Below are 15,018 nucleotides of genomic sequence, written 5' to 3'. Positions count from 1 at the left end.
CGTAAGCTTTAAAATCACCAAAAAATTTCGTGATAGCAGCTGTCAAACTCGTTTTACCATGATCAACGTGACCAATCGTGCCAATGTTTACGTGAGGCTTATTGCGCTCAAACTTTTCCTTTGCCATATGCGGCTCTCCGTTTTTTTTCTAGACGTTCCAAAATTCTCTGAATTTGCGGAACAAACTTCATTTTGCTTCAATTCAGATGAATTAAGAAGCGTATTTCGCTTGAATCTCTTGTGATACATTACTTGGCACAGCCGCATAGTGATCAAAGACCATTGAATATTGCGCACGGCCCTGAGACATAGAACGTAGGTTATCAACATATTTGAACATGTTCGCCAAAGGAACGTGAGCATTGATAACTACGGCAACACCGCGTGTTTCCTGACCTTGGATTTGACCACGACGTGAATTCAAATCACCAATTACATCACCAACATAATCTTCAGGTGTTACAACTTCGACCTTCATGATTGGCTCAAGTAATTGAGCACCAGCACGAGGAGCAGCTTCTCTGAAACACGCACGAGATGCAATCTCAAACGCAAGAACAGAGGAGTCAACATCATGGTATGCACCATCCATCAACGTCGCTTTAACACCAAGCATCGGGAATCCTGCAAGCGGACCAGAAGTCAGAACGCTCTGGATACCTTTTTCAACACCAGGAATGTATTCTTTTGGAACGTTACCACCAACAATTTTTGAAACAAACTCAAACTCTTCAGCTTGTTCATTTGGTTCAAAGATGATTTTAACGCGCGCAAATTGACCAGTACCACCAGATTGTTTCTTGTGTGTGTAGTCAGCTTCATACGTTTTCGTGATTGTTTCACGATAAGCAACCTGAGGCGCACCAACAGTCGCTTCAACATTAAATTCACGACGCATACGATCAACAAGAATATCAAGGTGAAGCTCACCCATACCAGCAATAATAGTTTGGCCGGATTCTTCGTCAGATTTAACGCGGAATGATGGGTCTTCAGCCGCCAAACGATTAAGTGCGATACCCATTTTTTCTTGGTCACCCTTAGTCTTAGGCTCAATCGCAATCTGAATAACCGGATCAGGGAATTCCATGCGCTCAAGAATAACAGGCTTAAGCGGATCACAAAGAGTGTCACCAGTTGTTGTTTCTTTCAAACCAGCAAGAGCCACAATGTCACCAGCATAGGCTACATCGATATCTTCACGAGAGTTTGAGTGCATTTCCAACATACGGCCAACACGTTCGCGCTTATCTTTAACGGTGTTAAGAACAGACGAACCTTTATTGATTGAACCAGAATAGATACGAGCAAACGTCAATGAACCAACAAACGGATCGTTCATAACTTTAAATGCGAGCATTGAAAGTGGTTCTTCATCAGAAGCAGGGCGTGTTGTTTCTTCCTCTGTTTTAACATCAATACCGGCAATAGCTGGAATATCAATTGGAGAAGGAAGGAAATCAACCACTGCATCAAGCAAAGGCTGAACACCTTTGTTTTTAAATGCCGTACCACAGAACATTGGGAAGAAAGATACATCGATCGTACCACGACGGATAAGCTCACGGATCTTATCGTTATCAGGCATATTACCTTCAAGATAAGCATCCATTGCCTCATCATCGATTTCAACGATCTGCTCGATCATTGTCTCACGCCATTCAACAGCTTTTTCCTTAAGGTCGTCGGGAATTTCCACAACATCCCAAGCAGCGCCGAGTGACTCATCACGCCACACAATGGCATTCATTTCGATGAGATCGACAACACCTGCAAATTGATCTTCAGCACCGATTGGAAGTTGAACAGCAACAGGCACAGCACCCAAACGTGACTTAACCATATCGTATGAGCGATAGAAATCCGCGCCAATCTTATCCATTTTGTTACAGAAGATCATACGAGGAACGTTATACTTATCAGCCTGACGCCAAACAGTTTCAGTTTGAGGCTCAACACCAGCATTGGCATCTAGAAGCGCGATAGCACCATCAAGAACACGCAATGAACGTTCAACTTCAATCGTGAAGTCAACGTGGCCAGGAGTATCAATGATATTGAAACGGCATTTCTTACCAGTACGCTCATTATCCCAGAAAGTCGTTGTCGCAGCAGACGTAATAGTAATACCACGCTCTTGCTCTTGCTCCATCCAGTCCATTGTGGCTGCGCCATCATGAACTTCGCCGATTTTATGCGACTTACCTGTGTAATACAGGATACGTTCGGTTGTTGTAGTCTTACCAGCATCAATGTGAGCCATGATGCCAAAGTTACGATAATCTTTAATTGGGTATCCACGAGCCATGGGAGGGGCCTCTTTTTAAAACGTGTATTAAATTACCAGCGATAATGAGCAAAAGCACGGTTAGCTTCAGCCATTTTGTGAGTGTCTTCGCGTTTCTTAACAGCAGAACCACGGTTGTTTGCAGCATCTAGAAGCTCACCTGAAAGGCGCTCAACCATTGTTGTTTCGTTGCGCTTACGAGCAGCAGCGATCAACCAGCGAATAGCAAGAGCCTGACGACGTTCTGGGCGCACATCTACAGGAACCTGATATGTTGCACCACCAACGCGACGAGAGCGGACCTCAACGTGTGGAGCGACATTTTCAAGCGCCTGATGGAACATAGCAACTGGCTCAGATTTAGCTTTTTCTTCAACCTGATCGAAGGCACCATAAACAATGGTTTCAGCGACGGATTTTTTACCGTGCATCATAATTGCATTCATAAATTTTGACACAACCAAATCACCGAACTTTGGATCAGGGTTGATAACGCGCTTTTCTGCACTGTGACGACGTGACATATATCTAGTCTTTCAATTCTTAGGACCTAAACAACAGGCCAATATTTGATAGGCTCGAGACGATTACTCGCTCAAGCCCGCTTAATTAAAATCTTACTTAGGACGCTTCGCACCATATTTAGAGCGACGCTGTTTACGATCCTTAACACCTTGCGTATCAAGAACACCACGGATGACGTGATAACGAACACCCGGCAAATCTTTCACACGGCCGCCGCGGATCATCACAACAGAGTGCTCTTGAAGATTATGGCCTTCACCAGGAATATAGCCGATAACCTCAAAACCATTGGTCAAACGGATCTTGGCAACTTTACGAAGCGCTGAGTTAGGCTTCTTAGGAGTTGTTGTATAAACACGAGTACAAACACCACGTTTTTGTGGGTTTTGCTCCATTGCCGGAACTTTTGAACGCTTAATCGGTGCCTTGCGAGGCTTACGAATTAGCTGGTTTACTGTAGGCATATTAACCTATCCTTCAAATTTCGTTTCGCACCTTCAAGTTATCAGGCGCTTTTTCAAAATCGTTATCACCATGCGCAATATGAGGCCTATATCCATTTTAATAACGGAAGGCCCCAATATAATACAGAGGATGCAGAAGCATCATGTGTGCAGCAATGACTTTAACAATGCGATTTAAGCCTAGTTTGAGACCTCTTCCAGCGCGCGTCGCGCCGAACAAAGTGGACTCACTTTTGCTTTGATGATCGGTAATTACTGCTAACGACTATGTTCGTCAACACTTATCGCACTTTTTTTTGGTTTTTTATCTCTATGGCGAACTCACAGCTCATTCACAAAATTGCGTTTCGAGTTGATGTGCAATCTTAGCCGATGTTCATTACCGTAGAGACGACAACGAAAATATATTTGACACAATATGACGGAGTAGTAGCCCGACAACGGAAAAACCAGGATTTATGACATGAAAAAACTGATGACATATTTAATAACGATAATAGCAATCGCCCTCTCAGTGATACTCCTGACATTGTCTTATTCTTTTGCATTAGCGCAAGGGTTACCAGGTTCCCTACCCTATGATGAGAAACGCGGGGTGCTAAGTTTTTCAAATGTTTTAAATCCGGCATTCAAATCCGTTACACTCATACATTCAGGTTCATCTTCTGCAAATGGAAGTTTTATCCCAAAGTCAGTTGGTTCCGGCGTAATTATCAATGGGCAAAAAGGTTTAATCATCACAAATTCACATGTCGTGGCAGGAAGTAACCGTTTTCGTATCCAATTGGCTGATCACAGGTGGTTGGATGCAGAATTGGTTGGAACAGATGCCCCATCAGATATTGCTCTACTAAAGACAGACCCATTACCGAACCAAATTCAAATTGCCGATTCCGATCTTAGTCGCGTTGGTGATGTCGTTTTTGCACTTGGATATCCGCTCGGTTTGGAACAAACGCTGACCTTTGGCATAATCAGCGGCTTGTCGCGCAATTCCGGTGGCGCGAGCCTGAATGACTTCATTCAAACAGATGCAGCCATTAATTCAGGAAATTCTGGCGGCGCACTTTTAAACAGTAAAGGCGAGCTTATCGGTATTAACACGTCAATCATTTCGCAATCAGGCGGCAGCATTGGCATTGGCTTTTCTGTCCCGTCAAGAATGGCGCTTTCTGTCGCCAAACAGCTTGAAAAGTTCGGCGAAGTTCGACGTGGTGCAGTTGGCATCGTCATTAATCACGTTTCAGAAGAGGATTCAAAACGCGTTGGAATAGATAATTGGGATGGTGCAACAATAGTTCGTATTGAAGAAGGTTCGCCAGCAGATATTGCAGGTCTCCAAGCGGGTGATGTTATCACCAAATTCAACAACAGACATGTCACCACAGCAGACAGCTTACGTGCTTGGATTGGTGTCAGCGAAGCAGAAACACCACTTGAGTTTACCTATTTGCGAGAAGGTAAACCACCTGAGACAATAATAGTCCATGCACGAGCGCTAAACATAACACCAGTCTCTGGCCTCAACTCAATTGGCATAAATGTCAGACCAATATCTGAAAGTGATAACATTCCAGAAAAAGTCAAAGGCATCTTCATTCACAAACTCGACGAAGGTTCACCGGCGGAAATGGCTGGCCTAATGCAAGGAGATGTGATCGTGGCCGTTAATGATGAATTCGCGGCAAGCAGGCAAGTATGTGATCGCCTTGTACATGAAGCAGAGGGCATTGCTAGGTTTATGGTCTATCGCGAGAATATGCTTATTCCGATTATTGTGCAGTTTTGAGGACCATCAATAAAATCAATGTATAACATTTTTAAAAGTTCCCAACAGGATTTTGGTATACAGGGAAAGATGGACGACTATCTTGCCAAATTTCGACCGCGTTTTCCTCGAATTTTAAATCGTTTCATTACATTTGAAATAGAAAGTTTCCTTCCACGTGGCAATACAGCCGGCAATTTATTCATCTTCTGAAGATTCAATACATCGCCTCTATACATTTCCTTATTTCTTCGTAAAGGTCCAGCAGCCGACCTGCAGGCCCAATTACCACCGCGTCTCTTAGTAGATGGATTGTAGGTATTTGAGCCGTATTTAAAACATAATTCCACGAACCTATTAGTAGGTACACCTCCCATACGTGCTTTCCAGTGACCTTTTAGTACAATAGAATTTCCAGGATAAACTAAATAAACCCGTCCATTACTTGAAGTGTAATAAATCTGCGTTCCATGCGCGGAATCATACATTCTCGACGTCAAATTGGAAAAACGCTCATTAACATACTCTAGCGTGTTCCAATTACTGTCCAGACCAAAACTTACAACGGACTTTAAGTTCATTAACACCAAGGCGGTGGCAAGAATAATTAAACGAAAACATCTCATGGTAGACGACTCTAACAACTCTTAATAGTTATTCTGTCCTACAGTATTCGATAACACAACGCTAGCATAGAAACTGTTCTGTGTGTACTCTTATAAATAGATACTGAACTTCATTCAAAAAATCTATTATCAAATAAAAACCCCGCCATTGCTGACGGGGTTCCAAATATCCAAGCTAATCTTACTCAGCCGGAGTTTCCTCTGGTGTAGCATCGCCGCTTAGTTCTTCCAGCATTGGAGCTGCTTCTTCAACTTGAGTATTTGCTTTCTTATCTTCGATAATAAGCTCATCACGTTGAGATGCGACACGGCGGATTTGGCTCATTTGGCCACCCGTACCTGCTGGGATCAAGCGACCCACGATAACGTTCTCTTTAAGACCTTGTAGTGTATCGGTCTTACCGGCAATTGCGCCTTCTGTAAGAACTTTCGTTGTCTCTTGGAACGATGCCGCTGAGATGAAGGAAGGCGTTTGAAGCGAAGCTTTGGTAATACCCAATAGAACAGGGTTACCAGATGCAGGCTTACGACCATCTTCTTCCAAGCGCTTGTTGACCGTTTGCAGCTCAAGCTTATCAACATTATCACCAGGGATATATGTTGAATCACCACTTTCTGTGATCTCAACTTTTTGCAGCATCTGGCGAACAATCACCTCAATGTGCTTATCATTGATCAACACGCCCTGCAGACGATAAACTTCCTGAATCTCATTAACGAGGTAAGAAGCCAAAGCCTCAACGCCTTTAATAGCCAAGATGTCATGTGGTGCTGGATTACCGTCGAGGATATATTCACCCATTTCGATAAAGTCACCATCCTGCAGATGGAACGGTTTACCTTTTGGAATGAGATATTCGGCCTGTTCAACACCCTCTTCCGCTGGCTCGATGATAATGCGACGCTTGTTTTTGTAATCGCGGCCAAAACGAATTGTACCGTCAATTTCAGCAATAATCGCATGATCTTTCGGACGACGTGCTTCGAAGAGTTCAGCAACACGCGGAAGACCACCAGTAATATCTTTCGTTTTTGCACTTTCCATCGGGAAACGTGCAATCACTTCACCGGCAGTGATTTTCTGACCAGGTTCCACAGACAAGATCGCATCCACTGAAAGCAGGAACCGAGCTTCGCCACCACGATCCAGTTTTGCAACATTGCCGTCTTTGTCTTTGATGACAATTGCAGGCTTAAGATCAGCACCGCGCGGCGTAGAACGCCAATCGATAACCTGACGCTTTGTGATACCCGTTGCTTCATCAGCACTTTCCAGAACGGAAACACCATCAACCACATCTTCAAAGTCAATCGTACCTGTGACCTCAGTCATGATTGGGCGTGTGTACGGATCCCATTCAGCAAGGCGCTGACCGCGATTAACCGCATCACCATCATCAACAAAGATTTTAGAACCATAACTAACACGTTGTGACGCGCGCTCTGCACCAGTTTCATCGATGATCTGGACAGACATATTACGACCCATAGCCACCAAGTGACCGTCTTTGTGACGAACCATATTACGGTTCTTCATCCGGATAGTCCCCTCATACGAGGCTTCCATATAAGATGAATCCACCACTGTCGCAGTACCGCCCAAGTGGAACGTACGCATAGTAAGCTGAGTACCCGGCTCACCAATGGATTGCGCTGCGATAACACCAACAGCTTCACCCATATTTGCTTTTGTACCACGTGCAAGGTCACGACCATAACATGTGCCGCAAATACCGTTTTGCAATACACATGTAAGCGGAGAACGAATTTCAATCGACTGAATACCAGCCGCTTCAATTTTGATAACATCCGCCTCGTCAACCATACGACCTGCAGGGATCAGAACACTACCATCGGCCGGGTTGATAACATCCACAAGGATCGTGCGACCCAAGACGCGTTGACCAATCGGCGCAACAACCTGACCCGCGTCAACGATAGGTGTCATTGTAAGACCCTTATCAGTGCCACAATCAGGCTGAGTGATGATGCAATCCTGAGCAACATCAACCAAACGACGTGTCAGGTAACCGGAGTTAGCCGTTTTAAGCGCAGTATCGGCAAGACCCTTACGCGCACCGTGAGTGGAGTTAAAGTACTCATTCACAGTCAAGCCTTCTTTAAAGTTTGAGATGATCGGAGTTTCGATAATCTCACCAGAAGGTTTAGCCATAAGGCCACGCATACCACCAAGCTGACGCATCTGGTTCACAGAACCACGAGCACCAGAGTGGCTCATCATGTAAATCGAGTTGATCTGCTTTTGACGACCATCTTCATCGAAAACAACCGCTTTAAGAAGATCCATCATCTCATCGGTTACTTTTTCGTTGGCTTTACCCCAAGCATCAATGACCTTGTTGTATTTCTCACCTTTGGTGATCAGACCGTCATTATACTGCTGCTCATAATCCTGAACCATTGTCTCAGTATCGGAAACAATAGTTTTCTTAGAATCAGGGATGATCATGTCATCCTTACCGAAGGAAATACCAGCCATACAAGCATGTTTAAAGCCAAGTTGCATGATACGGTCACAGAAGATAACCGCTTCTTTCTGACCACAATGACGATAAACATCATCGATCATTTTCGAAATGTTCTTCTTAGTCATAATCTGATTGCAAACATCAAATACGACTTTGGCATTCTTCGGAAGCAATTCACCAATGATCATACGGCCAGGTGTTGTTTCAACAATTTCAGAAGTTGGATTACCTTCTTCATCAACTGATTTAAAACGACCTTTGATTTTTGCATGAAGTGTCACAACACCATTATCCAGCGCGTGGTGCAATTCACCCATATCAGAGAAGGCCATGTCTTCGCCAGGCTCGTTCGAGTTCATGATTGATAGATAATAGATACCGAGAACCATATCTTGCGAAGGCACGATGATCGGTTGACCATTGGCCGGGTGCAAGATGTTGTTTGTTGACATCATCAAGACACGAGCTTCAAGCTGTGCTTCCAGTGATAGCGGTACGTGTACCGCCATTTGGTCACCATCAAAGTCGGCATTAAAGGCTGTACATACAAGCGGATGAAGCTGGATAGCTTTACCTTCAACCAAGGTAGGTTCAAATGCTTGAATGCCCAATCTGTGCAATGTAGGCGCGCGGTTTAGTAGAACCGGATGCTCACGAATAACCTCATCGAGGATATCCCAAACTTCTGGTTTTTCCTTCTCAACCAATTTTTTGGCTTGCTTCACTGTTGAAGAAAAGCCTTTAGCGTCAAGACGAGCATAGATAAATGGTTTGAAAAGTTCCAAAGCCATTTTCTTAGGCAAACCACACTGGTGTAGTTTCAGCTCAGGACCAGACACAATCACCGAACGACCAGAATAATCAACCCGTTTACCGAGCAAGTTCTGACGGAAACGACCCTGCTTACCTTTAAGCATATCTGATAGTGATTTCAGCGGGCGTTTATTAGCACCAGTAATCACACGACCACGACGACCATTATCAAACAGAGCATCAACAGATTCTTGAAGCATGCGCTTCTCGTTTCGGATGATGATTCCAGGAGCACGAAGCTCCATAAGACGCTTCAAGCGGTTGTTACGGTTGATCACACGACGATAAAGATCGTTCAAATCGGATGTCGCAAAACGACCACCATCTAGCGGAACCAATGGACGAAGATCCGGCGGAATCACTGGAACGATTTTCAGGATCATCCACTCCGGACGGTTACCAGATTCAATGAAGTTTTCAACGACTTTGAGACGCTTCATGAATTTCTTGGTTTTAAGCTCAGATGTTGTTTCTGCTAGATCCGCACGAAGCTGGCCTGCAATTTCAACAAGATCCATAGACGCAAGCAATTCAAAAATAGCTTCCGCACCAATCATCGCAGTAAATGTATCTTCACCGAACTCATCACTTGCAAGCATATATTCTTCTTCAGAAAGAAGCTGTTGTTCTCCAAGGGATGTAAGACCAGGTTCTGTTACGATATAGTTTTCGAAATACAGAACGCGCTCGATATCCTTCAAAGTCATATCAAGCAAAGTAGCGATACGACTAGGAAGCGATTTCAAGAACCAGATATGTGCCACAGGAGCAGCCAGCTCAATGTGACCCATGCGTTCACGGCGAACACGTGCAAGCGTAACTTCAACGCCACACTTCTCGCAGATAACGCCTTTATACTTCATGCGTTTATATTTACCGCACAGGCATTCGTAATCTTTGATTGGACCAAAGATACGAGCGCAGAATAGACCATCGCGCTCAGGCTTGAACGTACGATAGTTGATTGTTTCAGGCTTTTTAATCTCGCCAAACGACCATGATAGAATTTTTTCCGGACTAGCAATAGAAATCCGGATTGAATCAAAGGTTTGCGCTGGCGCGGTTGGATTGAAAAGATTCATGACCTCTTGGTTCATGTATGTCTCCTTCGTGAGGCTTCGCCCCGTTTTGTCGTATTAGGCCGCTTTACGCTCCGGCTCGTAATACCACTGAAATCCTAACGACCGATAACGGCCCTCGCCCACTTAAAAACTCGCAAAGTGAACAATGATGAATAGTGCGGCAGAGCTTAATCCTCTGCCACACCTAAACTTCTCAGACTATTCAGCAGGCTCTGCTGGCTCGTCCGCACCGTCTTCGATCTCTTCGACACGAGTATCTTCAAGTTCGACATTCAGGCCTAGAGAACGCATCTCTTTAACCAGAACATTGAAACTCTCTGGGATACCAGCTTCGAAAGTATCATCACCTCGAACAATGGCTTCATAAACCTTCGTACGACCGGCAACGTCATCGGATTTAACCGTGAGCATTTCCTGCAATGTGTACGCTGCACCATATGCTTCAAGTGCCCACACTTCCATCTCACCAAAGCGCTGACCACCAAACTGGGCTTTACCGCCAAGTGGCTGCTGGGTGACAAGTGAGTACGGCCCAATTGAACGTGCGTGGATCTTGTCGTCCACCAAGTGGTTCAATTTAAGCATATAAATGTAACCAACGGTCACAGGACGATCGAACATTTCACCAGTACGCCCATCATAGAGCTGTGATTGACCACTTTCGTGCAATCCAGCCTTAACAAGCATTTCGTTGACGTCTTTTTCAACAGCACCATCAAAAACTGGTGTTGCAATTGAAACGCCGCGGCGTGTTTGCTCAGCCAAACGAACAACTGACTCATCGTCATAATTGTCCATTGAGTCACCCTTAGGTCCCTCGCCCATAACACTATCAAGTGTTACACGCAGTGGCTCGATATTGCCTTCCGCACGGTAAGCATCCAGCATATCGCCGATTTTCTTACCCATACCAGCACAAGCCCAACCAAGGTGTGTTTCAAGAATCTGACCAACATTCATACGTGACGGCACACCCAATGGGTTTAGCACCACGTCCACATGTTCACCATCTTCCAGGAATGGCATATCTTCGTTTGGCAAGATGCGTGAAACCACACCCTTGTTACCATGACGACCAGCCATTTTATCACCTGGCTGAATTTTACGCTTCACAGCAACGAAAACTTTAACCATTTTCATCACGCCCGGAAGCATTTCATCGCCACGTTGAACTTTTTCGACCTTATCCATGAAGAGAGCTTCAAGGCGAGATTTTGACTCATCATACTGTGTACGAAGAGCTTCGACCTTTTCTTGTTTCTTCTCGTCTTCAACCGCAAAGAGGAACCATTGTGAACGCGGATAATCAGCTAAAAGCTCATCCGTAATCTCAGTACCCTTTTTGAAGCCTTTAGGGCCTGCAATTGCTGGCGTGCCCTTAAGCATATCAGACAAACGTGCATAGATATTACGGTCCAAAATGGCCTGCTCATCATCACGGTCTTTAGCTAGACGTTCGATTTCTTCGCGCTCAATAGCCATTGCACGCTCATCTTTTTCAACGCCATGGCGATTGAAAACTCGAACTTCCACGATAGTACCAACACCACCAGGAGGCATACGCATTGATGTATCACGTACATCAGAAGCCTTCTCACCAAAGATCGCTCGCAAAAGCTTCTCTTCAGGTGTCATAGGGCTTTCGCCTTTAGGTGTAATCTTACCAACAAGAATATCGCCAGGTTTAACTTCAGCACCGATATAAACAATACCTGCCTCGTCGAGGTTCTTAAGAGCCTCTTCAGAAACGTTAGGAATATCACGCGTGATTTCCTCAGGACCGAGTTTCGTATCACGCGCCATCACTTCATATTCATCAATGTGAATAGAGGTAAAGACATCATCACGAACAATACGTTCTGATAGAAGGATTGAATCCTCAAAGTTATAACCGTTCCAAGGCATAAACGCGACAAGCGCATTACGACCAAGAGCCAAGTCACCAAGATCAGTTGATGGACCATCGGCAAGAATATCGCCTTTATTGACCACATCTCCAACAGTCACTAGCGGACGTTGATTGATACAAGTGTTTTGGTTGGAGCGCTGATATTTCTGCAAACGGTAAATATCAACACCAGATTTGGTTACATCAAGATCTTCCGTAGCACGAATAACGATACGTGTTGCATCAACCTGATCAACTACACCGCCACGTTTTGCACCAATCGCAGCACCGGAGTCTGAGGCCACAATTGGTTCCATACCCGTACCAACAAATGGCGCTTCAGCGCGCAATAGCGGAACAGCCTGACGCTGCATGTTTGAACCCATCAATGCACGGTTCGCATCATCGTTCTCAAGGAACGGGATCAATGCCGCAGCAACTGATACCAGCTGCTTCGGCGAAACATCCATGAGGTCAACATTTTCACGCGGAACCATCATCACATCGCCAGAATGACGACAGATAACGAAATCATTGACGATAACGCCGTCAGCTGAAACTTCAGCATTAGCCTGTCCAACGCGATATTTTGCTTCTTCCATAGCTGACAGATAGACAACATCTTCAGTCACACGACCATCAACAACTTTACGATATGGGCTCTCAATGAAACCATATTTATTCACACGAGCAAATGTCGCCAATGAATTGATCAAACCAATATTTGGACCTTCAGGGGTCTCAATTGGGCAGATACGACCATAGTGAGTTGGATGAACGTCACGTACTTCAAAGCCAGCACGCTCACGTGTTAGACCACCTGGCCCCAATGCAGAAAGACGACGCTTATGCGTAATCTCTGACAATGGATTCACTTGGTCCATAAACTGTGACAATTGCGATGAACCGAAGAATTCACGAACAGCGGCAGCAGCAGGTTTTGCATTAATCAAATCCTGCGGCATAACTGTGTCGATCTCAATAGATGACATACGCTCTTTAATAGCACGTTCCATGCGAAGAAGACCAATGCGATATTGGTTCTCCATAAGCTCGCCAACTGAACGAACACGACGGTTACCCAAGTTGTCAATATCGTCAATTTCGCCTTTGCCATCACGCAATTCTACAAGCGTTTTAACAACCGCCATGATGTCTTCTTTACGAAGAACACGAACCGTGTCTTCCGCATCAAGATCAAGACGCATGTTCATTTTCACGCGACCAACGGCAGAAAGATCGTAGCGTTCTGAATCGAAGAACAATGATTTAAACATTGCTTCAGCAGAATCCATGGTCGGCGGCTCACCTGGACGCATCACACGATAAATATCAAACAACGCATCTTGACGGCTTGAATTTTTATCGACTGATAATGTGTTGCGGATGTAAGAACCAATATTGATGTGATCAATATCCAGAATCGGAAGTTCTTTAAAACCAGCTTCTACCAACATTGGAAGCGTTTTATCATCAAGCTCATCACCGGCCTCAAGATAAATCTCACCCGTTTCCATATTGACAATATCTTCAGCTACATAATTGCCAAAGAGGTCTTCTTCAGTTGCTCGAATAGCTTTAACGTTCTTTTCAGCGAGTTGCTTGATCAAACGCGGTGTTATTTTCTTACCAAGTTCAACAACAACTTCACCACTATCTGCATCAATCATGTCAGCAGAGGCCTTAGTGCCCTTTAACGTATCCGCATTGAACGGAATACGCCAGTTTTCGCCATCAAACTCAAAAGTAGATTTTGTATAGAAGAATTCCAAGATCTCTTCAGGATCGAGACCAAGAGCCATCAACAATGATGTCACTGGAATTTTACGACGACGATCAATACGAGCGTGAACGATATCTTTCGCATCAAACTCGATATCCAACCATGAACCACGGTAAGGAATAACACGAGCAGCGAAAAGCAACTTACCAGATGAATGGCTTTTGCCTTTATCATGATCAAAGAACACACCAGGTGAACGGTGCATTTGAGAAACAATAACACGCTCAGTACCATTAACGATAAATGTACCGTTTGGCGTCATCAAAGGCATGTCGCCCATATAAACGTTTTGCTCTTTGATATCTTTAACAGACTTGGCACCTGTATCCTCATCAATATCAAAAACGATCAGACGTAATGTGACTTTCAGCGGCGCTGAATATGTCAAATCGCGCTGACGGCACTCTTCTGTATCAAATTTAGGTGGCTCAAATTCGTAGGATACGAATTCCATTGTGGCAGCACCGGAAAAGTCTGAAATCGGGAAAACAGACTTAAATACGGACTGTAGACCCTCATCGCCACGACCACCCTCAGGTTCTTCAACCATTAAGAATTGATCATAAGATGACATCTGAACCTCGATGAGGTTCGGCATATCAATTACTTCTGGAATTTTACCAAAAAATTTACGAACGCGTCTGCGACCATTGAAGGAAAGCTTCTCAGCCATCGCCGCTCCTTTTTGCATGTTTGTCTAGCCTGCATGTGGCGGATAATCGCTGGCCAAGCGATGCCGCACTATGAGAATTCCACACGCTGGTGACCAATCTGGATGCTTAAACTAAGCTGTCCCGGCCTACCTTAGAGAACCCATTACCCAAGCAGCAAAAAATGCTACTTGGGTAATAGTTTCACTCGCAGAATAAGCGAAGGCGATTTGCGTCGCCTCCACTCAAAATACTTAACTTACTTAAGCTCAGCTTTAGCGCCAGCTTCTTCAAGTTTCTTCTTGATTTCTTCAGCTTCACCTTTAGAAATCTGTTCTTTAACTGCTTTAGGTGCACTTTCAACAAGCTCTTTAGCTTCTTTAAGGCCAAGACCTGTAAGTCCACGCACTTCTTTAATAACAGCAATTTTGTTTGAGCCAGCTTCTGTAAGAACAACGTCAAATTCTGTTTGCTCTTCAGCAGAACCACCAGCATCGCCAGCAGCAACAGCAGCAACAGCTACAGGAGCAGCAGCAGAAACGCCCCACTCTTCTTCAAGCATTTTAGAAAGCTCAGCAGCTTCCAAAACTGTTAGTTTAGATAGTTCTTCAACTAGTTTGGCAAGATCAGCCATTTTATTCAT

At 44.6% G+C, this 15,018-nt stretch carries 8 protein-coding genes; 1 reads left to right on the top strand and 7 read right to left on the bottom strand.

Annotated features, from left to right (window positions below; translation table 11 throughout):
- The 4 genes from AB2J24_RS03920 to rpsL form a co-directional block, all read right to left on the bottom strand.
- A partial coding sequence (locus AB2J24_RS03920; RefSeq protein WP_367384521.1) for a GTP-binding protein occupies nt 1-127 on the bottom strand: 127 nt, incomplete at its 3' end.
- Between the two features lie 84 nt (nt 128-211).
- Entirely contained in the window at nt 212-2,308 is a 2,097-nt protein-coding gene (fusA, locus tag AB2J24_RS03915) for an elongation factor G (RefSeq protein WP_162652233.1), read from the bottom strand.
- A 32-nt stretch (nt 2,309-2,340) separates the two neighbouring features.
- Nucleotides 2,341-2,811: a 30S ribosomal protein S7 gene (rpsG, locus tag AB2J24_RS03910; protein WP_162652234.1), complete on the bottom strand. Its 471-nt coding sequence runs from the start codon at nt 2,809-2,811 to the stop codon at nt 2,341-2,343.
- Nucleotides 2,812-2,904: 93 nt separating this feature from the next.
- The gene (rpsL, locus tag AB2J24_RS03905) at nt 2,905-3,276 is read right to left on the bottom strand and encodes a 30S ribosomal protein S12 (RefSeq protein ID WP_162652235.1); all 372 of its coding nucleotides are present in this window, start codon (nt 3,274-3,276) and stop codon (nt 2,905-2,907) included.
- 463 nt (nt 3,277-3,739) lie between these two features.
- On the opposite strand from rpsL, the gene AB2J24_RS03900 reads away from it, so the two are divergent.
- A complete protein-coding gene (locus AB2J24_RS03900; protein ID WP_367384491.1) occupies nt 3,740-5,065 on the top strand; it encodes a trypsin-like peptidase domain-containing protein in 1,326 nt (441 codons plus the stop codon).
- 786 nt (nt 5,066-5,851) lie between these two features.
- Here the strand turns inward: AB2J24_RS03900 and rpoC are convergent.
- The 3 genes from rpoC to rplL form a co-directional block, all read right to left on the bottom strand.
- Nucleotides 5,852-10,069, bottom strand: coding sequence for a DNA-directed RNA polymerase subunit beta' (rpoC, locus tag AB2J24_RS03895; RefSeq protein ID WP_162652237.1), 4,218 nt, complete (start codon nt 10,067-10,069; stop codon nt 5,852-5,854).
- 183 nt (nt 10,070-10,252) lie between these two features.
- Complete coding sequence (gene rpoB / locus AB2J24_RS03890; RefSeq protein ID WP_367384490.1) at nt 10,253-14,398, bottom strand: DNA-directed RNA polymerase subunit beta; 4,146 nt, start codon at nt 14,396-14,398, stop codon at nt 10,253-10,255.
- 236 nt (nt 14,399-14,634) lie between these two features.
- Entirely contained in the window at nt 14,635-15,009 is a 375-nt protein-coding gene (rplL, locus tag AB2J24_RS03885; RefSeq protein ID WP_162652239.1) for a 50S ribosomal protein L7/L12, read from the bottom strand.
- Nucleotides 15,010-15,018: the final 9 nt, after the last annotated feature.

Origin of the sequence: Lentilitoribacter sp. EG35 (genome assembly GCF_040784015.1) — a bacterium.
GTDB lineage: Bacteria > Pseudomonadota > Alphaproteobacteria > Rhizobiales > Rhizobiaceae > Lentilitoribacter.
Note: the sequence above shows the minus strand (reverse complement) of the source record. Positions and strands in the feature narration are given on the sequence as shown.

What these genes read in the sequence shown, in the direction of transcription:
- fusA (WP_162652233.1), bottom strand. Translation starts at nt 2,308, where the DNA reads ATGGCTCGTGGATACCCAATTAAAGATTATCGTAACTTTGGCATCATG.
- rpsG (WP_162652234.1), bottom strand. Translation starts at nt 2,811, where the DNA reads ATGTCACGTCGTCACAGTGCAGAAAAGCGCGTTATCAACCCTGATCCA.
- rpsL (WP_162652235.1), bottom strand. Translation starts at nt 3,276, where the DNA reads ATGCCTACAGTAAACCAGCTAATTCGTAAGCCTCGCAAGGCACCGATT.
- AB2J24_RS03900 (WP_367384491.1), top strand. Translation starts at nt 3,740, where the DNA reads ATGAAAAAACTGATGACATATTTAATAACGATAATAGCAATCGCCCTC.
- rpoC (WP_162652237.1), bottom strand. Translation starts at nt 10,069, where the DNA reads ATGAACCAAGAGGTCATGAATCTTTTCAATCCAACCGCGCCAGCGCAA.
- rpoB (WP_367384490.1), bottom strand. Translation starts at nt 14,398, where the DNA reads ATGGCTGAGAAGCTTTCCTTCAATGGTCGCAGACGCGTTCGTAAATTT.
- rplL (WP_162652239.1), bottom strand. Translation starts at nt 15,009, where the DNA reads ATGGCTGATCTTGCCAAACTAGTTGAAGAACTATCTAAACTAACAGTT.